This window comes from Streptomyces sp. NPDC036822, assembly GCF_055609145.1.
On the sequence record NZ_JBVJPY010000009.1, the window covers coordinates 35,325 to 58,409 of the forward strand.

Below are 23,085 nucleotides of genomic sequence, written 5' to 3' on the forward strand. Positions count from 1 at the left end.
GGTTCCTAGTGAGCGCGGTCCAGCAGATAGCGGACGAGAGTGATCAGTGCGTCGGCGGAGGACTTCTCGTCCCGTGCGTCGCAGGTGACGACCGGGGTGTCGTCGAGCAGGTCCAGCGCCTCGCGCAGCGCCCGCACCTCGCGGTCCGGTGTGCCGTCGAAGCGGTTGATGGCGATCGCGTAGTCGAGGCCGTACTGCTCGATCAGGTCGATCACGGCGAAGGAGTCCGCCAGCCGCTCGGGGTCGACCAGGACCAGCGCTCCGAGCGCGCCGCGCGCCATGTCCTCCCACATCTGCACGAAGCGCTGCTGACCGGGCGTCCCGAACAGATAGAGGACGACGCGCTCGCTGATGGTGAGGCGGCCGAAGTCCATGGCCACCGTGGTGGTGGTCTTGCTCCGGACGCCCTTGAGGTCGTCGAAGGACTCGCCGGCGCGCGTCATCGTCTCCTCGGTGGACAGCGGAGGGATCTCCGAGATCGCACCGATGAACGTGGTCTTGCCGACCGCGAAGTGCCCCACGACGAGGATCTTCACCGCGGTCTGCGTCGCCCCGGCGCGGACGTACGCCCGCTCATCCAAACTTGGTGCGGAGTCCATGCAGCACCTCCTCGAGGATGTGTTTGTCCGCCAGCGAGGCACGCTGTACGGGAGGCCGGGTGATGAGGTAGCCGGCCTCGGTGAGGGAGGACAGGAGGATCTTCACCACACCCATGGGCAGCCGGGTGTGCCCCGCGATCTCGGCGACGGACAGATAGCCGGCGGTGCACAGGTCCAGCAGTCCCTGCTCCTCGGGGGAGAGCCGGGTCGGTCGCTGCTGGTGGTCGTCGACCGCGGTCACCAGGGTGATCAGGGTCAGCTGCTCCGCGTCGGGCAGCCCGCGTCCCTTGGTGATGACGTACGGTCGCACTAACTCCGCGGCCTCGGACTCCAGTTCGCCGAAACCGGTCATGAGCGCACGCCGAGGTTCTCGCGCGGCGGGGTCATCAGCACCTTGCCCAGCTGGCCGACGAGCTGCTGCATCCGGAAGGAGATGTCCTGCATGTCGACGTCCGGCGAGGCCGAGACGCCGAGGTAGGCGCCCTCCCCGGCGGAGATCAGGAAGACCCAGCCGCCGTCGAACTCGACCAGCGTCTGGCGCCACCGGAGCTGGCCGCCATGGCCACCGTCGACGAAGAACCCGAGTGAGCGGCTGAGCGACTGGACGCCGCTCATCGCGGCGGCGACGGTGTCCGCGTTGTCCTTGTCGAAGTCCCTCGTCCGGGCCATCAGCAGACCGTCCGCGGAGATCAGCACCGCGTGCAGCGCACCGGGGATCTCCAAGGCGCTGTCAAGCATCCATGACAGATCGTCATTCACGAGAACTCATGCCCTTCGCTGCTCGCATCGTGTGTGCTGCCTGTCTCGTTCGCCCCGTCCGGGCCCGTGGCCCGTCCGGACTGCGTGCCCCGCTGGAAGGCGCCCAGGATCGCCGCGGTCTCCGCGCCGGAGCGGGTCGACGCGGACGCGCGCGTGGCCGGCGCCGTGCCGGGCACGATCGCCATCGGCCGCTTGCGGCGGCGCCTCGGCAGACCGTCGGCGGTCGACGACGCGACCATCGAGGGTTCGGGCCCGGCCGGTTCCGCGACGGAGCCGGCGGGGACGGCGGGCACGGCCGGAGCCGGGGCCTTCTTGTCCGGCATGCCGGTGAGCAGCTCGTGCGGCAGGAGGAGAACCGCGCGGACGCCTCCGTACGGCGAGTCCGAATCCACCGACACCTCGAATCCGTAGCGCTCGCAGAGCACACCGATCACCGCGAACCCGAACTGCGGCGGACTGCCGAGTCCCGAGACACCGGAGACCCGCTCACTGGAGAGGAGCTTCGCGGCCTTGGCCCGCTCCTCGTCGTTCATACCGACACCGGCGTCGTCGACGACGATGCAGACGCCCTTGGGGACGGTACGGATGTTGATCTCGACGACGGTGTCGGGACTGGAGTAACTGGTGGCGTTGTCGAGCAGCTCGGCGAGCGCCAGCGCGACCGGTTCGACCGCCCGGCTGGTGATGCCGAAGTCCACCTGCGAAAGGATCTCCACGCGCCGGAAGTGACGGACGCGTCCCTGCGCGCTGCGGACCACGTCGTAGACGGAGGCGACCTCACGCTGCCGGCCCAGCCAGCCGTCGCACAGCACGGCGATGGACTGCGCGCGCCGGCCGAACTGGGAGTTGGTGTGGTCGATCTCCAGCAGGTCCTGCAGGATGACGGACTCGCCGTACTTGTTCTGCAGGCCGGAGATGACCAACTGCTGTTCGGCGGCCAGGCCCTGGAGCGTCCGCATCGCGGACTTGAGGACCGTCTTCGTCGACTCCTGGGCGCGTTCCTTCTCCGCCTCCACGGACTTCGCGTAGCTGGTCTCCAGCTCGGAGTAGTGGGCCCTGAGTCCTTCGATGTCGCGCAGCAGGGTCCGCGCCGAGCGGCGTTGACGGACGATGACGACGACTGCACCAAGGACGGCGACGAGGAGGGCCCAGAGCACTGGGTTCTGTATGTGATGCGTCATAAGACTCTCTTCAGGCGACTGACGGCCAGCTGCCGAACTCCGTCCATGCGGGCGGACCGGCAGCCGTCCGTACCGGAGTGCCCCCTGTCGTCCCCCGTGGCCGATGGCGTCGTACACCTGTCCGCCACTCCGGTAAACGCGGTGATCGTATCACCGGTAACGAACACCTAACTGAACGTCAATATGGGGATTTCTGACGGATATTGACCACTCTCGACCACTCGGCGGTCAGGGGTGGAATCGCGTACGGATCTGTCGTACGGGAGTCAAGGGCCGACCGCTCCCCCGTGGGCGCCACTCCGCCGCGCCCCGCCCGTACCGGCTCAGCCGCGGAGGGCCGCCGCCACCGCCTCCACGGCCTCCGCCAGCGCGAGGGGGCGCAGGGTGCCGGGCACGAGCGGCGCCGTCCAGCCCGGGCCCACGGTGAGCACGACGGGCCGGCGGCGCGCGCCCCTCACGCCCCACGTCATCTGGGCCACGTGCTGGGCGAGCGGCCGACTCGCCGTGGTCCGGGACTGGGCCCAGAGCACCACGACGTGGGGACCCGTCCTGCGGACGGCCTCGATCAGCGCCTCGGCGGGCAGGGCCGCGCCGAACATCCGCAGGGGGAGGCCGCGTTCGGACAGGGCCGCGGCCAGCGCGTCGACCGGCAGGGCGTGCGCCTCGCCGGGCACGCAGGCGAGGAGCGCGAGGCCGTCGGCGGCGCTGTCGGGAGGCGCGCCCCGCCGCCGGTGCAACGCGGTGGAGACGTGCCACGACAGGAGGTGCTCCACCTCCACGTACCGTTCGCCGGAGGTCTCCCACTTGCGGCCGACGGCCCGCAGCGTGGGCACGATGACCTCCGTCCACGCGGTCACCAGACCGTGCTCGGCGATGGCCGCTTCGAGGAGCCGGTCGACCGCGAGCGCGTCGAGCCGCAGCGCGGCGCGGGCGAGGCCCCGGCACTCGATCCGGGCGTCGCCCAGCCCGAGCCCGCCGGCCGCGCGCCCCTTGGGCGCGGTCCGGGAAGCTCGCCGAGGGGGACGCGGCGGGGCCGGCGTCTCCGCCGGGCCCTGCCCTCGCTCGGGAGGCAGGGAGGCATCGCCGGGGGCGTCCGGGACGTCGGGGACGGGACCGGAGCCGCCGCCGGATCCGGGGACGGGACCGGAAGCAGGGTGGGGAACGGGATCGGAAGCGGGGTGGGAGGCGGGGGCGGAGGGGCCTGCGGCGGAGGGGGCGGCCGGCTCCGAGGGGGGCGCCACGGCCGCCATGGAGCCGGAGGAAGCCGCCGGGCCGGGGGCGGCGCCGTATTCCGTACGGACCACCCGCGCGGCCTCGGCAGGCGGCAGACCCGCGTTGGTGAGGGCGAACATGCGTTCCAGCAAGGCGATGTCCTCCGGCGTCCAGCGCCGGTGCTTGCCGCCCACCCGGGCGGCGGGGCCGATGCCGTACCGCTGGTCCCACGAGCGCAGGGTGGTCGGCGCGACGCCGAAGCGACGCGCGACCGAACCGGTGGTGAGCCCGGCCGCGCCCGGGCCGGCCCCCCTTCCGTCGTCTTTTCGCCTGCCATTAGCCACACGGTCACCATACGACGCACAAACGACGCATGTTGCTTGCGTCGTTTCTCAGCTCCAAGACTGGAGCCATCGAGCATCCGCGACCGCACCGGCAGCGGCAGCGGTCACGGACCAGGGCTCGCGGACAGGCCGTGCAGGCCACTCGCCCACAACGCCGGTCCACCGAGACGGAAAGGAGCGCATCATGACCGCAACGCAGGTGGAGCGGCGTCTCGTCGCCGACCCGGGCCCTCGGGTCCGGGAGCACCCCGGGCCGGAGGAACTGGCCGGCGGACTGCTGCGCGGTGACGAGGAGGCGTTCGCGGCGATCTACCGCGAGTGGGGCGGTCTGGTCCACACCATGGCCGCGCGCACCCTCGGCGACTCCAAGGAGGCGGAGGACGTCACCCAGGTGGTCTTCCTCGCCGCCTGGCGGGGCAGGGCGGGCTTCCGTCCGGATCGCGGATCCCTGGGCGCCTGGCTCGTCGGCATCACCCGGCGCAAGATCGTGGACGCCTTGGCCGCGCGGACCCGTCGGACGGAGATCGCGGCGGCGGCCGCGGGAAACGCGCCGTCCGGTCTCCCGTCCGGCGCGGGGCCGGACACTATACTGGATCAGGTCTTCCTGGCTGACGAACTGCGCAGGCTCCCCCGGGCGCAGCGCGAGATCCTCGCCCTCGCCTTCTACGGCGACCTCACCCAGGTGCAGATCGCCCAGCGCACGGGCCTGCCGCTCGGCACCGTGAAGAGCCACGCCCGGCGTGGCATGCACGTGCTGCGTCGGCGCATCGAGGAGGGCGGCGCCCAGCCCGCGTGACCGGCCGGCGCCGGGCCGTGACACGACCCGGCGGGCCCATCACCGGAACCGGACGATCCACCACCCCGATCGTCATCCGAAAGACCCGCACACGGATAACACTCCACAAGCAGGCGGCACCAGAGCAGTAGCCCGTCACCTGCGGTTCCCGGAAAGGTGAAGCACATGACCACCACCCATCGCGTCAGGGTCGCCGCTCTCAGCGGAGCAGGTGCGCTCCTCTTCCCCCTCGCCCTCGCGCTGGCGCCCGCGGCACAGGCGGGCCCCGTTCAGGAACCGTTCGGGCCCGCCTGCGCCTCGCTGCCGACGAGCGGTGAGGGAAGCGCCGCCGGAATGGCCGACGACCCGGTCGCCACCGCGGCGTCCAACAACCCGGCCCTCTCCACGCTGGTCACCGCCGTGAAGAAGGCGGGCCTGGTCGACACGCTCAACAACGCCGACGACATCACCGTGTTCGCGCCGACCAACGACGCGTTCGCGAAGATCCCGAAGGCCGACCTCGACAAGATCCTCAACGACAAGGAGCAGTTGACCAACCTGCTCACCTACCACGTCGTGGACGAGACGGTGACGCGGGACAAGCTGCCGAACGGCACGTTCACCACGCTGCAGGGCGACCAGCTGACCACGTCCCAGTCCGGTGACGCGTACAAGGTGAACAACTCCGCGACGATCGTCTGCGGTGACGTGAAGACGGAGAACGCGACCGTCCACGTCGTCGACACGGTCCTGATGCCGAAGTCCTGACATCGCGACGCCGACGTCCTGAGCCCCGAGGCCGACTCCCCCGGCGCGGCCGTGCCGCCGCCGGGGGCGCGGTCGCGTCCGGCCGGGGCGCGGCCGGGCCGTCGGGGAGACTTCCGTCCCTCGCTCTATAGGCTGCCCCCATGGCGAGGACGAACAAGGCGGCGGGGGCGGACGCGGCCGCCGACACCCCGGGCCGCGAGCTGCAGGCGTTCGCGGTGCGGCTGCGGTATCTGAACGGCGAGATGAACCGCATGGCCCACTCCTTCGCGGCCGCGCAGGGGCTCCACGCCACCGACGTCCAGGCTCTGGCGGCGATCCTGGACTCCGACACCCCGCTGACACCCGGCCGGTTGCGCGAGCACCTCGGTCTCACCTCGGGAGCCGTGACCGCGTGCCTGGACCGCCTGGAGCGAGCGGGGCACGTCCGCAGGGCCCGTGAGAGCACGGATCGCCGGGTCGTCCATCTGCACTACGCCGCCGGCGCCCGGTCGGCGGCCCGCGCGCACTTCCTGCCGCTGGCCGAGGCGACCGCCCGGGCCCAGGCGGGCTTCAGCGACGAGGAGCTGTCCGTGGCCCTGCGGTTCCTCACGGCGCTGAACCACGAGCTGGAAGAGCTGCGCGAGGCGCACTGATCCGGCCGTCACGGGGCATCCGTTCCGGGACGGAAGCGTGAGGACGGTCCCACCCGGACCCGCTCGGCGCTCACGGATCCACCCGCACCGCGCTCACCCCTCACAGGGCCCGACTCCCATCGGAGCAGGGCACTGTGAGAAAGTATTTCAATCATTGAGATAGTTAATCGTTGAGTCATTGCTCGCCCTCTCCTGGAGTGCCATGTTCAGCTTCGCTACGGTCGCCCGGTGGTCCGTGCCCGTCCTGCTCCTCCTCACCTGGCTCGGCATCGGCGGCACACTCGGGCCGTACGCCGGAAAGCTCGGCGAGGTGGCCACCAACGACCAGGCCGCGTTCCTCCCGAGGAACGCCGAGTCCACCCAGGTGATCGAGGCCGGCAAGGACTTCCGCCGGCAGGAGACGCTGCCCGCCGTCGTCGTCTGGACCGCCTCCTCCGGCGCCCGGATCACGACGGAGCAACGGCAGGCCGCCACCGCCGCGCTCTCCTCCCTCGACGGCGAGACCGGCACAGCCGGAAAGGCGTCGCCCGCCCTGCCGTCCGACGACGGCCAGGCGCTCCAGGGCGTCGTTCCGCTGCGGCCCGACCTCGGCGAGCAGCTGCCGGACGTCCTGGAGCGGATCCGGGCGGCGGCGGAGACGGTGCCCGGCACCACGGCCCAGCTCGCAGGACCGGCCGCGAGCCAGGCCGACCTCTCCGACGCCTTCGCCGGGATCGACGGGCTGCTACTGGTCGTGGCACTCGTGACCGTCCTGGTGATCCTCCTGCTCGTGTACCGCAGCCTGCTGCTGCCGTTCGTCGTCATCCTCGGCGCCGTCTTCGCCCTCGGCCTGGCCTGCGCCGTCGTCTACGCACTCGCCGACCGGGACGTCGTGCGCGTCGACGGGCAGGTGCAGGGCATCCTCTCCATCCTCGTCATCGGCGCCGCCACCGACTACGCGCTGCTGCTCACCGCTCGCTTCCGCGAGGAACTGACGCGCCACGCGGACCGGTTCACCGCCATGCGCGCCGCCCTGCGCCAGTCCTTCGGGCCGATCACCGCGAGCGCCGCCACCGTCGCCCTGGGACTGCTCGCGCTCCTGTTCAGCGACCTCACCAACAACCGCGCGCTCGGGCCCGTCGGCGCCATCGGCATCGTCTGCGCCGTGCTGAGCACGCTCACGTTCCTGCCCGCGGTCCTGGTCCTCCTGGGCCGGAGCGCCTACTGGCCGGCCAAGCCGAAGGCGGCGGACGGCAGGGGCATCTGGGGGCGGGTGGCCGCGCTGGTCGACCGCGCCCCCCGCAAGGTCTGGGCCGTCACCCTGGCCGGTCTTCTCGCCTGCGCCGCCTTCGCGCCGACCCTGAACTCCAAGGGCGTGCCGCTCGACGAGATCTTCGTGAACGACGCCCCCTCGGTCGCCGCGCAGGCCACCCTGGCCGAGCACTTCCCGGGCGGTTCGGGGAACCCGGCCGTCGTGATCACCGACGCCGACCGGCTCGCGCAGGTGCGGCGGGCCGCCGAGCAGACGGACGGCGTGGCGTCCGCCGCGCCGCTGACCGCCTCCGGGCGGCCGGGCGCCGGCGCACCGCTGGTGGTGGACGGCAGGGCCAGGGTCGACGTCACCCTCGCGGCTCCCGCCGACAGCGACGCGGCCAAGGACACCGTCGCCCGTCTGCGCGAGGCGGTGCACGCCGTCCCCGGCGCCGACGCGCTCGTCGGCGGCTACACCGCGCAGCAGTACGACACCCAGCGGACCTCCGAGCGCGACCGGATGCTCATCGTCCCCGTGGTGCTGGCGATCATCCTGGCCATCCTCGTCGGGCTGCTCAGGTCGCTGGTCATGCCGGTCCTGCTCATCGCGACGGTCGCCCTCAACTTCCTCGCCACGCTGGGCGTCTCGGCGCTCGTGTTCCAGGGCGTCTTCGGGTTCTCGGGCACGGACGCCTCGGTCCCGCTCTACGGGTTCGTCTTCCTCGTGGCGCTCGGGGTGGACTACAACATCTTCCTGATGTCCCGCGTACGCGAGGAGTCGTTGGCCCACGGGACCCGTCAAGGCGTCCTGCGGGGTCTCACCGCCACCGGCGGGGTCATCACCTCGGCGGGCGTGGTGCTCGCGGCGACCTTCGCGGCACTCGGCGTCGTCCCGCTGGCCTTCATGGTCCAGATCGCGTTCATCGTGGCCTTCGGCGTGCTGCTCGACACTCTGGTCGTCCGCTCGCTGCTCGTGCCGGCGCTCGTCGTGGACATCGGCCGCAAGGCGTGGTGGCCCGGAAAGCTCAGCCGGGAGACGGCCCGCGAGGCCGCGACGCCCGCCCCTCGCGCCTGACCCCGCGAGGACGAGGCGGCGGGGCGCCCAGGACCGGGCGCCCCGCGTCCGGACGTGGGCTCCACGACCGGGTGCCTCGGGGCGGCCGGCCATGCGCTCCACGACGGGACATCACGGGGGACGTGAGCTCCACGACCGGGCGTGGCCGCACGACGGGACATCCCCGGGCCGGGCTCCGCGCGGCCGTCCCGCTCACGTCCGGCCGTCCCTCCCGTCCCGTCCCACGTTCGGCGTAGCCCCGTGGAGGCGCCTGGCGTCGGCGTGCCGATCGTGGTCGGCTTGGGCACGTGCGGGGATGTGTACGGCGGAGGGGCGAGGAGCACGGATGACCACCCACCAGCAGGGGACGCTGCCGGGGACGGGGACCGACACAATCGTCGTCGGTGCCGGCCTCGCCGGGATCGCCTGCGCCCTCGACCTCAGCCGCGCCGGGCAGCGCGTCGAACTACTCGAAGCCTCCGACGGCGTCGGCGGCCGGATGCGGACGGACCGACGGGACGGCTTCCTGTTCGACCGCGGCTTCCAGGTCTTCAACACCTCCTACCCGCAGGTGAAGAAGCGCCTCGATCTGAAGGCCCTGCGCCTGCGGCCCTTCACCCCGGGCCTCGTCGCCCTGACGCCCACCGGCCGGGTACGCCTCACGGATCCCACCCGGCGTCCCTCCGAGGCGGCCGCGCTGTTGCCCGGCCGGGCGCTGTCCGCCCGGGACCTCGCCGCACTGGCCGCCCTGACGCTCGGGGACGTCCTGCTCCCGGTCGGCGTGCTCCGGCGGCGGGGCGACACGACCACACAGGCCGCACTGCGCTCCGCCGGAGTCTCGCCGCAGGTGATCGACGACCTGCTGAGGCCGTTCCTGGCCGGAGTCTTCCTCGAAGAGGAACTGGAGACGTCCGCCCGCTTCTTCCACCTGGTCTGGCGCAGCATGGCGCGCGGCACCCTCTGTCTGCCCGCCGACGGCATCGGCGCGGTGCCGGCCAGGCTCGCCCGGGACCTCCCCGACGGCACGCTCCGGCTCGAGTCGCCCGTGGCCGAGGTCACCGACTCCGGGGTCCTGCTCGCGGACGGACGCGAGCGGCCGGCGTCCACGGTGGTGGTGGCGACGGACGCCGTCACCGCCGCCCGTCTGCTGCCGGGCCTCGCGGTCCCGGACAGCCGTACGGTGACGACGTACTACCACGCGGCCGCAGTATCACCGCTCTCCGAGCCCGTCCTCGTGGTGGACAGCACCCTGGCGGTGCTCAACACCTGCGTCGTCAGCGACGCCGCGCCCACCTACGCCCCGCCCGGCACCGCCCTCGTGTCGACCTCGGTGCTCGGCGCCGGTCCGCCGGGCGGCGAGGCCGCCGTACGGGAGCGCCTGGCCGCCTTGTACGACACCGACACGAGCGGCTGGGACCCGGTCGCCGCCTACACCGTCGAGGGCGCGCTGCCCGCGATGCGGCCGCCCTGGCCGCTGAGCCGGACGACCCGCTTCGCGGCCGGCCGGTACGTCTGCGGCGACCACCGGGCGACCGGTTCCGTCCAGGGGGCGCTGGCCTCGGGCGGCCGAGCCGCGCGGGAGGTACTGGCGTCCCAGGAGTCGGCCGGCCCGCCGACCCGTACGCCCGAAGGATGAGCGCCCGACCGCCCCGGTCCGGTCCGCCCCTCGGATGCGTCCCGGCGTGCATCCGTACCCGGGGGCGGGACGGAAGATCAGGCGTCGGACGGGAGTGAGGCGTGGAGATCAACGGTGCGCGTGTGCTGGTGGCGGGCGCGACAGGCGTCATCGGCGGCGCGGTGGCGGCCGAACTCGCCGCGCGGGGAGCGCGCCTGGCGCTGGCCGGGCGGGACGCCGGGCGGCTGGCGGTCGTGTCCGAGCGGCTGGGCGGCTGCCCCACGGCCCGCTTCGAGGCGTACGACCTCGACGCGTGCGCCCGCGCGGTCGAGACGGCGGCCCGGGAGCTCGGCGGCCTCGACGCCGTGCTGACCGCGTTCGGCGCGGTCGCCTTCGGCCGGGCGGGCGAGGTGAGCGACGCCGTGGCGGAGCATCTGACGACGGTGAACGCGCTGGCGCCCGCGGCGATCTTCCGCTCCGCACTCCGGGTCCTTGAGCGGGGCGGTGTCATCGCCGCCGTCACCGGGGTCGTCGTGGAGCGGCCGCAGCCCGCGATGGCCGACTACTGCGCCTCCAAGGCGGCGCTCGGCGCCTGGCTCGACGCGGTACGCCGCGAGGTGCGCGCGGACGGCGTCCGGGTCCTCGACATCCGCCCCGGCCACCTGGAGACGGGCTTCGCCGCCAGGGCCGTCATGGGCAGCCCTCCGCCGATGCCGGCCGGTGGGGATCTGGGACTCGTCGTCCGGTCCGTGGCCGACGCGCTCGGCACGGAGACGGAGCGGGTGCGCTGGGACGCCCACGGGACACCGGTCCTCGAACGGCGCGCCGGGTGAGGCGCCGCACGACGGACGACGGCGGGGAGGACCGGGTCGTCATCCTGGGCGGGGGCGCGGCCGGGCTCAGCCTGGCCCACTGGCTCACCCGGACGGGGACCACGGCGGTCACGGTGGTGGAGGCACCCGACGGCCCGCTGCGTCCGGCCGAGCGCACCTGGTGCTACTGGGACGAGGGCCCCGGGGAGTTCGCCGAGGCGACGGTCGCCTCCTGGCCCCGGCTGCGGGTCGTCGGCGCGGACGGCGGCGCCGTCGAAGCGGCGCCCCTTCCGCTGCGGTACCGCATGCTGCGATCGGGAGGGTTCGAACGGCTGGTCCACTCCCGGCTGGCGGACCATCCGGCGGCGCGCGTGCTGCGCGCCACGGCGCACACCGTGCGGCACATCGGCGGAGGGGTCGAGGTCGGCTGCCGCACCGAGGACGGCCGGACGGTGGCCGTGCGCGGCCGGTACGTCTTCGACTCGCGCCCCCCGCGACACGGTCTGCCGCCGTCCCGTACGACCCTTCTCCAGCACTTCCGGGGGTGGTTCGTGCGGACCGCGACCCCGCGCTTCGATCCCGACGTGGCCGACCTCATGGACTTCCGGGTGCCCCAGCCCCGCCACGGACTCGCGTTCGGCTACGTCCTGCCCCTCGGGCCGGAGCACGCTCTGATCGAGTACACCGAGTTCTCCAGGGCCCCTCTGACGGCGGCCGGCTACGACGCCGCCCTGCGGCAGTACACCGCGGACGTGCTCCGGCTGGGACCGCTGAGGGTGGAGTCCGCCGAGCAGGGGGTGATCCCCATGACCGACGGCCGGTTCCCCCGACGCGTCGGCCCGGCCGTCTTCCGGATCGGGGCGGCGGGCGGGGCCACCCGGCCGGCGACCGGATACACCTTCGCCGCGGTCCAGCGGCAGAGCCGGGCCATCGCCACCGCGCTGCGCGACGGCACCGCGCACGTCCCCCGCCCCCACCCCCGCAGGGCCCTCGCGATGGACGCCGTCATGCTGCGTGCGCTCGACACCGGGCGGATCGACGGGCCGGCGTTCTTCACCGAGCTGTTCCGCCGCGTCCCGATGGAACGGCTCCTGCGCTTCCTCGACGGGCGCAGCACTCCGTGGGAGGAGTTCGGCATCGGTCTGCGCACCCCCGTCGGCCCGATGCTCCGTACCGCCGCCGAACTCCCCTTCCTGCCCCGCCGCGTTGCCCACCGACCCGAGGAGAGCCGTCCATGACGCTCCTGCGCGACCGCGATCTCGCCCGCGCCTTCGATCACGCCGCCCACTCCTACGACCGCCTCACCTCGCTGAACCCGGGATACCGCACCGACCTTCTGCGCTCGGCGCACCGGCTCGGGCTGCCACGCCTCGGCGCCGGCCTGCGCGTTCTCGACCTGGGCTGCGGTACGGGCACGTCGACGCGGGCCCTGTTGCGGGCCGCTCCCCGGGCCCGCATCGAGGCCGTCGACGCGTCCGCGGGGATGCTGGAGCGGGCTCTCGCCAAACCCTGGCCGGCCAACGTGCGCTTCCGGCACCTGGCCGCCGAGGAGCTCCTCGCCGCCGGGGACGGGGAGCCGTACGACGCCGTCTTCGCGGCCTACCTGTTCCGCAACGTCACCGACCCGGACGCCGTCCTGCGCGCCGTACGCGCGCTCCTGCGCCCCGGGGGCCGGCTCGTGGTGCACGAGTACAGCCTGAGCGGTTCGCCGGTCCACCGCGTGCTGTGGAACGCGATCTGCGCGGGTGTGATCGTCCCGGTGGGGTCCGCGAGCGGCGACGGCGAGCTCTACCGTCATCTGTGGCGCAGTGTCCTCGACTTCGACACCGCCGACGCGTTCACGGCCAGGGTCGCGCGCGCCGGCTTCCCCTTCGTGCGCGCGCTGCCGGTGGCGGGCTGGCAGACCGGGATCGTCCACACCTTCGTCGCCGGCGGCACTCCGCGGCCGGTCCCGGCGGAGGCCCGATGAGGCCCGCGCGCCGTCCCCGGGTCCCCCGCCCCGGCCGCGACCCGAGGGCCGAGGTGCTCCTGCCGGCGCCGGGACGGGAGCGGGTCACGGGCGAGGCGCCCGGCACCGCCGTGATCGGCGGCGGCATCGCGGGCCTCGCAGCGGCGACGGCGCTGGCCGAACGCGGGGTCCGCGTGACCCTCTACGAGCGGGAGGCGGCGCTCGGCGGCCGGCTCACCGGCTGGCCCGTCCACCTCGCGGACGGGTCGGGCGCCACCATGAGCCGCGGCTTCCACGCCTTCTTCCGCCAGTACTACAACCTCCGCGCCCTCCTGCGCCGCGCGGACCCCGGTCTAAGGGCGCTCACTCCGGTGCCGGACTACCCGCTGCGCCACCGAGGCGGTCTGACCGACAGCTTCGCGCGCGTGCCGAGGACCCCGCCGTGGAGCGCGCTGGGATTCGTCGCGCTCAGCCCGACGTTCGGGTGGCGTGACCTGGCCTCGATGAATCCGCGGGCGGCGCTGCCGCTGCTCGACGTCAGCGTGCCCGAGGTGTACGAGCGGTTCGACGGCGTCAGCGCCCGCGACCTGTTGCGCGACATCCGCTTCCCCGAGGCGGCGCACCATCTGGCGTTCGAGGTCTTCTCCCGCAGTTTCTTCGTCGATCCGGCCGAACTGTCCGCCGCCGAACTCCTGCTGATGTTCCACATCTACTTCCTCGGCTCCTCCGAGGGCCTGCTCTTCGATGTGCCGCGCGAACCGTTTCCCCAGGCGCTGTGGGAGCCCCTCGGCGGCCATCTGGAGCGGCTCGGGGTACGGCTGCGCACCGGCACGCCGGTCCGGTGCGTCCGGCCGCTCGACGACGGGGAGCTGGCCGTGGACGGCGACGGCACGTCCGAGCGGTACCAGGCGGTCGTCCTTGCCCTGGACCCGGCCGGGCTGCGCGCGGTGGTGGGTGCCTCGCCGGGGCTGGGCGACGCGGCGTGGCGCGAGGACATCGCCGTCCTGCGCACGGCGCCGCCCTTCCTCGTCTCACGGCTGTGGCTCGACCGGCCCGTCCGAGGGGACCGGGCCGGCTTCCTCGGCACCAGCGGATACGGCGACCTCGACAACATCAGCGTCCTGGACCGCTGGGAGGGCGAGGCCGCCCGCTGGGCGCGGCGGACGGGCGGTTCCGTCGTCGAGCTCCACGCCTACGCGGCGGATAGGGACGCCGAGCAGAAGGAGGTGCAGGAACGGCTCGTCGCCCAGCTCCACGAGGTGTACCCGGAGACCCGCGACGCCCGGATCGTCGACGCCGTCCACGAATGGCGGTCCGACTGCCCGATGTTCCCCGTCGGAGGCTACGACCGCCGTCCCTCCGTAACGACCCCGCACCCGCGCCTGATGGTGGCGGGTGACATGGTGCGCACCGGTCTTCCCGTGGCCCTGATGGAACGGGCGGCGACCTCCGGCTTCCTGGCGGCCAACGCCCTGCTCGCCGGGTGGGGGGTCCGCGGAGAGGTGCTCTGGACGGTACCGCGCGGCGGCCGCTCCCGCGCGATGCGGGCGCTGGCCGCGCTGGGAACACGCCGTTGACCCTCGCCCGGCGGCGGGAAGGGCGCGTCGAACGGAGGGCCCCCGGCAGCCGGGAGGGCGCGTCGAGCGGAGGGCAGGGGAACGTACCGCCGGCGGGGCCGGGTGAGCCCGCCCCGCCGGTGGGCGGTGCCCGCCGGCGGGCCCCGCCCGTCCTCAGCCGGGGAAGCGGCCGGCGCGGCGCAGCGACCAGCGGCGTTCCGCGTAGGCGAGGTCGTCGCGCCACAGCCGGCCGGCCGTGCGGCGCATCATCGGCCGCAGCAGCGGGGCCGCCGCACGGGCCAGGGCGAAGCCCCGCCGGTCCGAGGCCGCGACGACCGCCTCGACCACCGCGGTGCGGGGGCTGCCGTCTCCTCGCGGGGTCAGGGGGGTGGCGTGCGTCTCGACCACCGAGCCGACACCCTCCCCCTCGGTGATGCGCATGACGACCGTGCGGGGCGTCGGCGCGGTGAACACGGCCCTGACCGGCACCACCAGGCTGCCCGCGACCTTGAACGAGACGTCGACGGCGAACGCGTCGTCGTCCTCGTCGCCCTGCGGGGTCCCGGCCACCCGCAGGTTGACGAAGGCATAGGGGTGCAGCCAGGAGCCGTGCCAGGGATCGAGCCGGTTGGCGACCACGTCCTCCGGCTCGCACCGCCCCACTCCCGTGTACACCGCGTCGATCGCGCCCTCGTGCCGCGGCCGTTCCGGGACCACGGGGCGCTCCAGCGGTGGCTCGCCGCCCACCGAGTCGAGACGTACCCACACCAGCACCCCGTCGTCGTGGACGGGGAACGGCTCCCACCCGGCGTACGGGCCGCCGGGGAGGGCCAGTCCGTGCCAGTGGCACACGAGCGTCCCGCACACGACCCGGCTGTCCCGCAAGGGAGCCCCGAGGTGGGGGCAGGCTCCGGGACCGCCGCGCAGTCCACCGTCCTCGCCGCGCCACAGGACCACCTCGACGCCGCCCACGGTCCTGCCGTACGCCCGGCCGCCCGCCTCGATCTCGCGCGAGGCGCCGACGACGAACCAGTTTCCCGACGGCCTCGCCGTCGCCCGCTCGAGCGCCTCCGCGACCAGGGCCGGCTTGGCCTCCCGCCATGGTGCGGGCTGCCGTTCCCACGCGGGGGCGCGGCGCACGCGCAGCGGCGAGGTCCAGCGCTTCCCGCCCGTCCGGCCCGCCCTCGCCGACCCGCCGTCGCCGTCCCTCACCGGCGTGCTCCCTCGCGCAGCGCCACCGTGTGCGGCGTCCGGGCCGTCCCACGCCCGGTGCGGGGGCGTACCCGCGCGGCCAGGATGCGGACGAGGCCCGCCGCCGCCGTCGCCGCCCGACGCCGGCGCGGCACGGCGGCCCGGCGGTGCAGTACGGAGTAGTCATCGGCCGCGATCGCGTCCAGGATGCCTCCGTACAGCGTGAACGCGGTGCGGATGCACGGCCGTACCCGTGGTTCCAGCATGGCGACACCGGGCTCGGCCTCCCGGTAGACCGTCCTGGTCATCGCCTCGAACTCGACGAAGGCGGAGCGGATGCGCGGGTCCCGGCCGCCAGTGCGGCGGCTCCACTCGAGCAGCGGCCGCTCCACCCCGTGCGCGGCGAGCAGATCGGCGGGCAGGTACACGCGCCCCCGGTCCAGGTCCTCGCCCACGTCGCGCAGGAAGTTGGTCAGCTGGAACGCCCTCCCGAGCGCCGCCGCGTGCGGCGCCGCCGTCTCACGGTCGACGACCGTTCCGAGGACCGGCAGCATCTGCAGGCCGATCACGGCGGCCGAGCCGTGCATGTAGGCGTGCAGGTCCGCGTAGGTCGGATAGTCCGTGACGGTCAGGTCGCTGCGCATGGAGGCCAGGAAGTCGGCGAAGAGACCGGGGTCGATGGCGTAGCGCTCGGCCGTGTCGGTCACGGCCCGCACGACGGGCTCGTCACCGTGGCCGGTACGCAGCCCCCGCGCCAGGTCGCTCTCCAGGCGGCGCAGCAGCCGGTCGCGCTCCGCGGGCGGCTGTTCGCGGTCGAGGTCGTCGACGATGTCGTCCGCCCAGCGGGCGAAGCCGTACAGCGCGTGGACGGCGCAGCGCCGTTCGAGCGGCAGGAGGCGGGTGGCCAGGAAGTACGTCCGGCCGTGACGGGCGTTGAGCTGCCGGCACCGGGTGTAGGCGGCGCGGAGGCCGGGGTCCGTCACCCCGGCCGCGTCGAGTTCACGACGGGTCATGGGTACTGCCTTTCGAGTCCGGGAGGGTGGTGCGCACCTGCCCGCCGGCGCTGGTGCCGGCGGGCCTGACGGTGTCGGCAGCGGAGCTGACGGTGCCGGCAGGGGGCCTGACCGTGCCGGCAGCAGGGCTGTCCGCGCGGTGGCCGGGTCCCGTCTCTTCGGTCACGAGCCTGTCCACGCCGTGGCCGGGGGCGGCCGTGGCGGTCGCGGGCACGTCCGCTCTGTCGAGGGCCCTGCCCGCGCCGGCCGTCCGCCGGGTCGTGTCGTCGGCGCGCGCGGGCGGGCCGCCGGGCCGCCCGCCGTGTCCGCGCGCCCCCGCCGGACGGCGGACGCCGGTGATCCGGGCGGCGGCGAGCTTGCCGCTGACGAGGACCGTCGGGACTCCGACCCCGGGCGTCGTCCCGCATCCGGCCAGGACGACGTTGTCGTAGCCGCGGACGAGGTTGCGGGGCCGGAAGGGGCCGGTCTGCGCGAACGTGTGCGCGGCGGAGAACGGGGTGCCCGCCAGATGCTCCTGGGCCGTCCAGTCCGCCGGGGTGACCAGCACCTCCCGGTCGACGGAGGCCCCGAAGCCGTGCAGACCGCGCCGTTCCAGTTCGGCGACCACGCTGTCGCGGTAGCGGGGTCCGAGCTCGTCCCAGGCGGCGGCCGAGGGGCCCGTCGTGGTGTTGGGGCACGGGGCCAGGACGTAGTGCAGGTGCCTGCCCGCCGGCGCGAGCTCCGGGTCGTGCGTGGTCGGTCGGGTGATGAGCAGCGAGGGGTCGCTCATCACCCGTCCCGTACGGGTCAGTTCGTCGAAGGTCCCCTCCCAGGCGGCCCCGAAGGAGATCGTGTGGTGGGCGAGTTCCGGCCAGGTCCGGTCGGTACCGGCGTGCAGGATCACCGCGGACGGTGAAGCGCGCAGGGCCACGGGCCGCCTCGGGGCGCGGCCCAGGAGGCGGTGCGCGACGGGCAGGTCGGGTGTCAGGACGACCGCGTCGCAGGCGATCCGCTCCCCGGAGGCGAGGCGCACGGCCCGCACCCGCCCGGCGGAGGTCTCCAGCGCGCTCACCTCGGCCGCCCAGCGGAAGGCTCCGCCCGCGTCGGCCGCGGCGTCCGCCATCGCTTGGGGCAGTGCGTGCATGCCGCCCTTGGGGAAGAAGACGCCGGCGACCGTGTCCATGTAGGCGATGACGGCGTACGCGGCGAGTGCACGGGCGGGTGGCACCCCGGCGTACAGCGCCTGGAAGGAGAACACCCTGCGCAGGCGCTCGTCGGAGAGGAACCTGCCGATCTGCGCGTCCAGGCGTCCGAAGCCGCCCAGTGCCGCCAGCCGGGCCAGATCGGGGTGGAGGAGCCGGAAGGGCGAGTCGAAGTTGGTGTCGATGAAGCGGCGCATCTGCGCCTGGTACAACCGCCGCAGCCAGGCGCGCAGCCGGCGGTAGCCCTCGGCCTCGGCCGCGCCGGCGAAGCGCCGGACCTCGGCCTCCATGGCGTCGCCGTCGGTGTGGACGTCCAGCAGGCTGCCGTCCGCGAAGCGGGCCCGGTAGGCCGGGTGCAGGGCGATCAGTTCCACGCGGCGGTACAGGCTGTCGCCGACCGCGGCGAACGCCTCGTCCGCCAGGTGCGGCATCGTGAGGACCGTGGGGCCGGTGTCCATCCGGTAGCCGCCGACCTCCAGCCGGCCGGCCCGGCCGCCGGGCACCGCGTCCCGTTCGACGACGGTCACCCGGCGGCCGGCACCGAGCAGGTGCAGGGCGGCGGCGAGCCCGGACAGGCCGGCGCCGACCACCACCACGTGGTCCGTGGGCCCGGACACGGTCCTCATGCGTTCTCCCTCTCCGTGGCCGGCTTCGTACCGGCGGCCCTGTCCACCAGCGCGGCGAACTCGGCCCGCACGCCCGGGCTCGCTCCGGTGGCCGCGAAGTGGCGCACGCTCCTGGCGCACAGGCCGGCGATCTCCTCCTCCACCACCGCGCGGGCGCCGGTGCGTTCCAGGGCGGCCCGCATCCGGGCGACGTCCGGCTCGGAGCGGGGGACGCGGCCGGGCCCGAGCGCGTCGACCGCCGCCCCGTCGTGCGACTCCGTAGCCCGCTCCAGGGCCACCGCGAGGAGGTAGGTCAGCTTCCGCCCGCGCAGGTCCTCGTCGGCGGGCTTTCCGGTCACGGCGGGATCCCCGTACACGCCCAGCAGGTCGTCGCGGAGCTGGAACGCGAGGCCCGCGCAGCTGCCCGCGGCCCGCAGCGCCTCCATGGCGCCGTCGTCGGCCCCCGTCCCGGCCACGCAGGCGCCCAGGGCGAGGGGGCGGACGACGGTGTACAGGGCGCTCTTCAGCGTCGCGATGGAGAGCGCCTCGTCGACACCGGACGAGCCGGTCGCCTGCGCGCGTACGTCCCGGTACTGACCGGCGACCATCTCCCCCCGCATCGCCCGCCATTCGCGGTGGAGCCGTCGTCCGGCGGTCGGGGGGAGGGCGAGAGCGGTGTCGGTGAGCAGGTCGTCGGCCCACGCCAGGGCGAGGTCGCCCGCCAGGACGGCGGCGGTGGTGGAGTAGGCGTCAGCAGAACCGTTCATGCTGTGCGCCCGGTGCAGGTGGGCGAACTGGCGGTGCACGGCCGGCCCGCCGCGGCGCACGGGCGAGCCGTCCATGAGGTCGTCGTGTATGAGCGCGCAGGCCTGGAGCAGTTCGATGGCCGCCCCGACGCGCAGCGGAACCTCCGGGTCGCCGCCCGCGCCCGCCGCCTGCCACCCGCACCACACGAAGGCCGTCCGCAGCCGCTTGCCGCCTCCCCGGACGAAGCCGGCCACCCGGCTCGCCACCTCGCGCGCGGACACGGCGTCGATCCGGCCGGCCTCCCTGACCCGGGCGTCGAGGTGTTCCGCGAGGACGGACTCGACGGCCGCCACCGCTTCTCCGGCCGTGCGCGGGCCGCCGCCGGTACCGGACGGACCGTCCAGGACGTCCACGATCGCCGCGCCCGGCCCCGCCGTCACCCCTTCCGACGCCTCCGCCTCCGCCGTTCTCGCCGCCGTCGCACTCGTACGGAGCATGGCACTCCCCTCAGATCCGTTTCCGCGCACGCGCAGTACTTCGGCAGCCGGCGCGCACACGGATGCGTTCATGCCTGCCCGCTGTGCCGCCTCATGGGAGTGCGCGTCACCCGCTCGGCGGAACACGCGCTACGGCAGGGGCCGCGGCGCCGCCGCCGCACGGCTCGTGTGACCGGGGGTGGAGAGACGAACGGCCCGCGCGAGAAGGGGAGACCGTCGCGGACGAGCCGTCCGCGGGGAGGGGCTACCGGGACGGCCGGGCCATCGGAGATGATCATTCTATGAAGCCCACCAGCCGCAGAACCGTCCTGACCTCCGTCGCCGCCGTCGCCGGGCTGCCCGTGCTCGCCGACGTCACCGGAAGCGGCGCCACCGCCGCCGCCGCCACTCCCACGGCCACGGCCACGGCCACGGCCACGGGGACGGCCGCCGCGGAGCGATTCGCCACGAACACCGCCCTGTACGCCAGCGGCGCCTTCCAGGAGGGCGTCGACTGGATGCGCCGCTTCCGCTGCGGGGCCCGCACCGAGCTGCTGGACAACGCGAGCGCGACGAGCGAGGCCGTCCGCAGCACGGCCGTCATCGCCCCGCACGGCGGTGGCATCGAGGCCGGCACCAGCGAACTGTGCCTTGCCATCGCCGGCTACGAGCTCGCGGGCGCCGGAACCACCCTCCCCGCGCCGAGGGCCGGAGTGCCGCAGCGGGACTACTGGATGTTCGAGGCGCTGACCTCCCACGACGATCTCCACGTCACCTCGACCCACTGCGACGACCCGGCGGCCCTCGCCGTCTGCGGGCACAACCTGTACGCCGTCTCCCTGCACGGCTTCCGACCCGAGACGGGCCCGGCCAAGCAGATCCTGATCGGCGGCCGGGACCAGCGGCTGATGCGGAACCTCGCACGGGCCTTCGCCGATGCGGGCTTCACCACGGAGACCGGCGATCCCGACCTCGAGGTGAAGGTGGTCGTCGCGGGCGTCGACAGTCCGCTGAACGGCGACGACCCGGCGAACATCGTCAACCGCACCCGCACGGGGGCCGGCGCCCAGCTGGAGATATCCACCGAACTGCGCCGGGCCATGTTCGGGGAGTTCGACGGCGCCGCCCGCCGCCGGCAGACCGCGGGCGTGGGGACCGGCCACCAGGCGCACTTCTGGAACGGCTTCGTCAACGCCGTACGAGAAGCGGTCGACCGCCACGAGCTGGGCCGCGACGCCCTGCTGTGAGCGGAACCGGGCGGCGGGCCGACGGGCCGACGGCGAGCGGCTCGGTGACCAAGCGGCTTGGTGACGAGGCGGCCCGGCACGGGGGCGTGCCGGGCCGCCCCGGCGGGCCGTACCCGAGCGGGCGGGGCGGCCGAGCGGCTCACGCGTCCGCCGCCGCGCCGGGCGGCCCCCCGCGTCCATCTCCGCGTCCGCCGAGAAGAGCGGCGTGGCATCGTGGTGCCATGGCCATCGAAGTGCGCCCGGCTTCGGACTTCGCGGACGTCCGTACGCTGCTCGGCCCGAAGTCCCCCACCTCCAACGTGTGCTGGTGCCTGAGCTACCGGATCCCGTCCAAGCTCAACAACGAGCTTCGCGGGCCCGCCCGCGGTGAGTACGTCGACGAGCTGTGCCGTGCGGGGCCCCCGCCCGGGGTGCTGGCCTACGACGGTGACGAGCCGGTCGGCTGGGCCGCCGTCGCGCCGCGCGCGGACACCTCCTTCGCACGCAACCGCAAGATCCCGCACGTCGACGACCTGCCGGTGTGGTCCCTGTGGTGCGTCCGCGTCCGCCCCGGCCACCGTAAGAAGGGGATCTCCCACGCCCTCATCGCCGGCGCGGTGGAGTACGCCCGCTCCCAGGGCGCCCCCGTCGTCGAGGCGTACCCCCTCGACAACGGGGACGCCAAGGTCGATCTGACGATGGCGTACGCCGGCCTACGGAAGAACTTCGAGCGCGCCGGGTTCGTCCACGCCGCCGACACGACATCGGTGCTCGCCGGCCATCCCCGGATCCTGATGCGGCTCGATCTGCGCTGACGCGTCCGGTACGCACGCTCCGGTGCGCGTGGACGATCACCCGGGCGCTCCCGGCCCGCGCTGATCCCTCCGGGCGGGGTGGCGGGCGCCGTCCGTTACGGGCCGGGCGGGCCGGGGTACCTCTGCGCGGACGCCATAGGTGTCAACGTAACCGGAAGAGGTGCTCCCCCATGCAGATCGGATACAAGCTGGCCGCCGAGGCGTTCGGTCCGGCGGAACTGGTACGCCAGGCGGTCCTCGCCGAAGAGGCGGGCTTCGACTTCGTCGAGATCAGCGACCACTTCCATCCGTGGCTCGACAACCAGGGGCATTCGCCGTTCGCCTGGACGGTTCTGGGCGCCGTCGCCGCGAAGACCTCGCGGATCGGGCTGGCCACGGGCGTCACCTGCCCGACGGTGCGCTACCACCCGGCCGTCATCGCGCAGGCCGCCGCCACCCTCGCCCTCCTGTCGGACGGCCGGTTCGTCCTGGGCGTCGGCTCCGGCGAACGGCTCAACGAGCACGTCGTCGGCCGCGGCTTCCCCGACACGGTCCACACCCGGCACGAGATGCTCAGGGAGGCCCTGGAGATCATCCGGTTGCTGTGGGGCGGCGGCTACCGGTCGTACGAGGGCAAGCACCTGCGGCTGCACGACGCCCGGGTCTTCGACCTGCCCCAGGAGCTTCCCCTGATCGCGGTGGCGGCGAGCGGCGGGCCGTCGTCCCGGATCGCGGCCGAGCTGGGCGACGGGCTGTTCGCCACCGAGGACAAGCCGGACATCGTCCGGCACTACCGCGAGGCCGGCGGCGACGGGCCCCGCTACGCCGAGGTCCCCATGGCGTGGGCGCCCGACGAGCGCACGGCGGCGAAGGCCGTTCTGGACACGTCGCGCTGGGCGGTCACGGGATGGAAGGTCATGAGCGAGCTGCCCAACCCGGTCAACTTCGAGGCGGCCACCACCACCGTGCGGGAGGAGGACGTCCTGGAGAAGTTCGCCTGCGGCGCCGATCCGGCGCGGTACGCCGAGGTGGCGCAGGGGTTCGTCGACGCGGGCTTCGACCGGCTGGTCATGCAGAACGCGGGTCCCGACCCGGACGGCTTCATCGACTTCTTCCAGCGGGAGCTGAACGGGCCTCTGCGACGGCTGAAGCCGCAGGGCGGCGACGGGGCCTGAGCCTCACTCCTGCGTGTCCGCTCCGGCCGGGTGACCGGAGAGCGGGACGGACACGGGGGCGGTCGCCGGGCCGGACGCGTGGCCGGAGCGCGAGCCGGGCCCCGGGACGGTCTGGGCACCGGACCTCGGTCCCTTGCGTGATCCGGGCGCCGGGACGGCCTCCGCCCGCTTGTCTGCTCCGGCCTCCGATGC

The 23,085-nt window shown here is 74.1% G+C and carries 20 protein-coding genes and 1 pseudogene; 12 read left to right on the forward strand and 9 right to left on the reverse strand.

The features are described from left to right. Positions 1-5: 5 nt before the first annotated feature. From ACZ68P_RS21140 to ACZ68P_RS21160, 5 genes are all read right to left on the reverse strand, one after another. Positions 6-599 (reverse strand): GTP-binding protein, encoded by a 594-nt coding sequence (locus tag ACZ68P_RS21140; RefSeq protein WP_365722298.1) that lies wholly within the window; start codon positions 597-599, stop codon positions 6-8. Then, positions 574-951: a DUF742 domain-containing protein gene (locus ACZ68P_RS21145; protein WP_471008304.1), complete on the reverse strand. Its 378-nt coding sequence runs from the start codon at positions 949-951 to the stop codon at positions 574-576. Before ACZ68P_RS21145 ends, ACZ68P_RS21140 begins: the two co-directional genes overlap by 26 nt. Further along, positions 948-1,358, reverse strand: coding sequence for a roadblock/LC7 domain-containing protein (locus ACZ68P_RS21150; protein ID WP_365722294.1), 411 nt, complete (start codon positions 1,356-1,358; stop codon positions 948-950). The genes ACZ68P_RS21145 and ACZ68P_RS21150 overlap by 4 nt, the downstream gene beginning before the upstream one ends. Continuing rightward, positions 1,355-2,539: an ATP-binding protein gene (locus ACZ68P_RS21155; RefSeq protein ID WP_471008306.1), complete on the reverse strand. Its 1,185-nt coding sequence runs from the start codon at positions 2,537-2,539 to the stop codon at positions 1,355-1,357. The genes ACZ68P_RS21150 and ACZ68P_RS21155 overlap by 4 nt, the downstream gene beginning before the upstream one ends. A 323-nt stretch (positions 2,540-2,862) precedes the next feature. Then, positions 2,863-4,095 (reverse strand): MerR family transcriptional regulator, encoded by a 1,233-nt coding sequence (locus ACZ68P_RS21160; RefSeq protein WP_471008307.1) that lies wholly within the window; start codon positions 4,093-4,095, stop codon positions 2,863-2,865. Positions 4,096-4,279: 184 nt separating this feature from the next. Between ACZ68P_RS21160 and ACZ68P_RS21165 the strand changes: the two genes are divergently transcribed. From ACZ68P_RS21165 to ACZ68P_RS21205, 9 genes are all read left to right on the forward strand, one after another. After that, the gene (locus tag ACZ68P_RS21165; RefSeq protein ID WP_471008308.1) at positions 4,280-4,891 is read left to right on the forward strand and encodes an RNA polymerase sigma factor; all 612 of its coding nucleotides are present in this window, start codon (positions 4,280-4,282) and stop codon (positions 4,889-4,891) included. A 165-nt stretch (positions 4,892-5,056) separates the two neighbouring features. Continuing rightward, positions 5,057-5,638: a fasciclin domain-containing protein gene (locus ACZ68P_RS21170; protein ID WP_471008310.1), complete on the forward strand. Its 582-nt coding sequence runs from the start codon at positions 5,057-5,059 to the stop codon at positions 5,636-5,638. Positions 5,639-5,778: 140 nt separating this feature from the next. Beyond that, positions 5,779-6,270 carry a MarR family winged helix-turn-helix transcriptional regulator gene (locus tag ACZ68P_RS21175; RefSeq protein WP_471008311.1) on the forward strand — a complete coding sequence of 164 codons (492 nt, stop codon included), beginning with the start codon at positions 5,779-5,781 and terminating at the stop codon, positions 6,268-6,270. 202 nt (positions 6,271-6,472) lie between these two features. Further along, positions 6,473-8,575 carry an MMPL family transporter gene (locus ACZ68P_RS21180; protein ID WP_471008312.1) on the forward strand — a complete coding sequence of 701 codons (2,103 nt, stop codon included), beginning with the start codon at positions 6,473-6,475 and terminating at the stop codon, positions 8,573-8,575. A 325-nt stretch (positions 8,576-8,900) separates the two neighbouring features. Continuing rightward, complete coding sequence (locus tag ACZ68P_RS21185; RefSeq protein ID WP_471008313.1) at positions 8,901-10,190, forward strand: NAD(P)/FAD-dependent oxidoreductase; 1,290 nt, start codon at positions 8,901-8,903, stop codon at positions 10,188-10,190. A 101-nt stretch (positions 10,191-10,291) separates the two neighbouring features. After that, entirely contained in the window at positions 10,292-11,002 is a 711-nt protein-coding gene (locus ACZ68P_RS21190) for an SDR family NAD(P)-dependent oxidoreductase (RefSeq protein ID WP_471008314.1), read from the forward strand. Further along, positions 10,999-12,219, forward strand: coding sequence for a lycopene cyclase family protein (locus ACZ68P_RS21195; RefSeq protein ID WP_471008316.1), 1,221 nt, complete (start codon positions 10,999-11,001; stop codon positions 12,217-12,219). The genes ACZ68P_RS21190 and ACZ68P_RS21195 overlap by 4 nt, the downstream gene beginning before the upstream one ends. Next, positions 12,216-12,950 carry a class I SAM-dependent methyltransferase gene (locus tag ACZ68P_RS21200; protein WP_471008317.1) on the forward strand — a complete coding sequence of 245 codons (735 nt, stop codon included), beginning with the start codon at positions 12,216-12,218 and terminating at the stop codon, positions 12,948-12,950. Before ACZ68P_RS21195 ends, ACZ68P_RS21200 begins: the two co-directional genes overlap by 4 nt. Continuing rightward, positions 12,947-14,506, forward strand: a complete 1,560-nt coding sequence (locus tag ACZ68P_RS21205; RefSeq protein WP_471008319.1) for an FAD-dependent oxidoreductase — start codon at positions 12,947-12,949, stop codon at positions 14,504-14,506. The genes ACZ68P_RS21200 and ACZ68P_RS21205 overlap by 4 nt, the downstream gene beginning before the upstream one ends. A 153-nt stretch (positions 14,507-14,659) precedes the next feature. Here ACZ68P_RS21205 and ACZ68P_RS21210 read toward each other — a convergent pair whose 3' ends face one another. From ACZ68P_RS21210 to ACZ68P_RS21225, 4 genes and pseudogenes are all read right to left on the reverse strand, one after another. Beyond that, positions 14,660-15,697, reverse strand: a complete 1,038-nt coding sequence (locus ACZ68P_RS21210; RefSeq protein ID WP_471008320.1) for a DUF5914 domain-containing protein — start codon at positions 15,695-15,697, stop codon at positions 14,660-14,662. Beyond that, on the reverse strand, positions 15,694-16,689 hold the full coding sequence (locus ACZ68P_RS21215; protein WP_471008321.1) for a phytoene/squalene synthase family protein: 996 nt from the start codon (positions 16,687-16,689) through the stop codon (positions 15,694-15,696). The genes ACZ68P_RS21210 and ACZ68P_RS21215 overlap by 4 nt, the downstream gene beginning before the upstream one ends. A 286-nt stretch (positions 16,690-16,975) precedes the next feature. Continuing rightward, positions 16,976-18,496 (reverse strand): annotated as a pseudogene (gene crtI / locus ACZ68P_RS21220) (phytoene desaturase family protein); the annotation flags it as partial. Beyond that, positions 18,493-19,719: a polyprenyl synthetase family protein gene (locus tag ACZ68P_RS21225; RefSeq protein ID WP_471008323.1), complete on the reverse strand. Its 1,227-nt coding sequence runs from the start codon at positions 19,717-19,719 to the stop codon at positions 18,493-18,495. The gene ACZ68P_RS21225 and the pseudogene crtI, both read right to left, overlap by 4 nt. A gap of 281 nt (positions 19,720-20,000) precedes the next feature. On the opposite strand from ACZ68P_RS21225, the gene ACZ68P_RS21230 reads away from it, so the two are divergent. From ACZ68P_RS21230 to ACZ68P_RS21240, 3 genes are all read left to right on the forward strand, one after another. Next, positions 20,001-20,945 carry a poly-gamma-glutamate hydrolase family protein gene (locus ACZ68P_RS21230; protein ID WP_471008324.1) on the forward strand — a complete coding sequence of 315 codons (945 nt, stop codon included), beginning with the start codon at positions 20,001-20,003 and terminating at the stop codon, positions 20,943-20,945. Between the two features lie 221 nt (positions 20,946-21,166). Beyond that, on the forward strand, positions 21,167-21,739 hold the full coding sequence (locus tag ACZ68P_RS21235; protein WP_471008325.1) for a GNAT family N-acetyltransferase: 573 nt from the start codon (positions 21,167-21,169) through the stop codon (positions 21,737-21,739). Between the two features lie 170 nt (positions 21,740-21,909). Next, on the forward strand, positions 21,910-22,893 hold the full coding sequence (locus ACZ68P_RS21240; protein WP_471008327.1) for a TIGR03557 family F420-dependent LLM class oxidoreductase: 984 nt from the start codon (positions 21,910-21,912) through the stop codon (positions 22,891-22,893). The last annotated feature ends 192 nt before the right edge of the window (positions 22,894-23,085 follow it).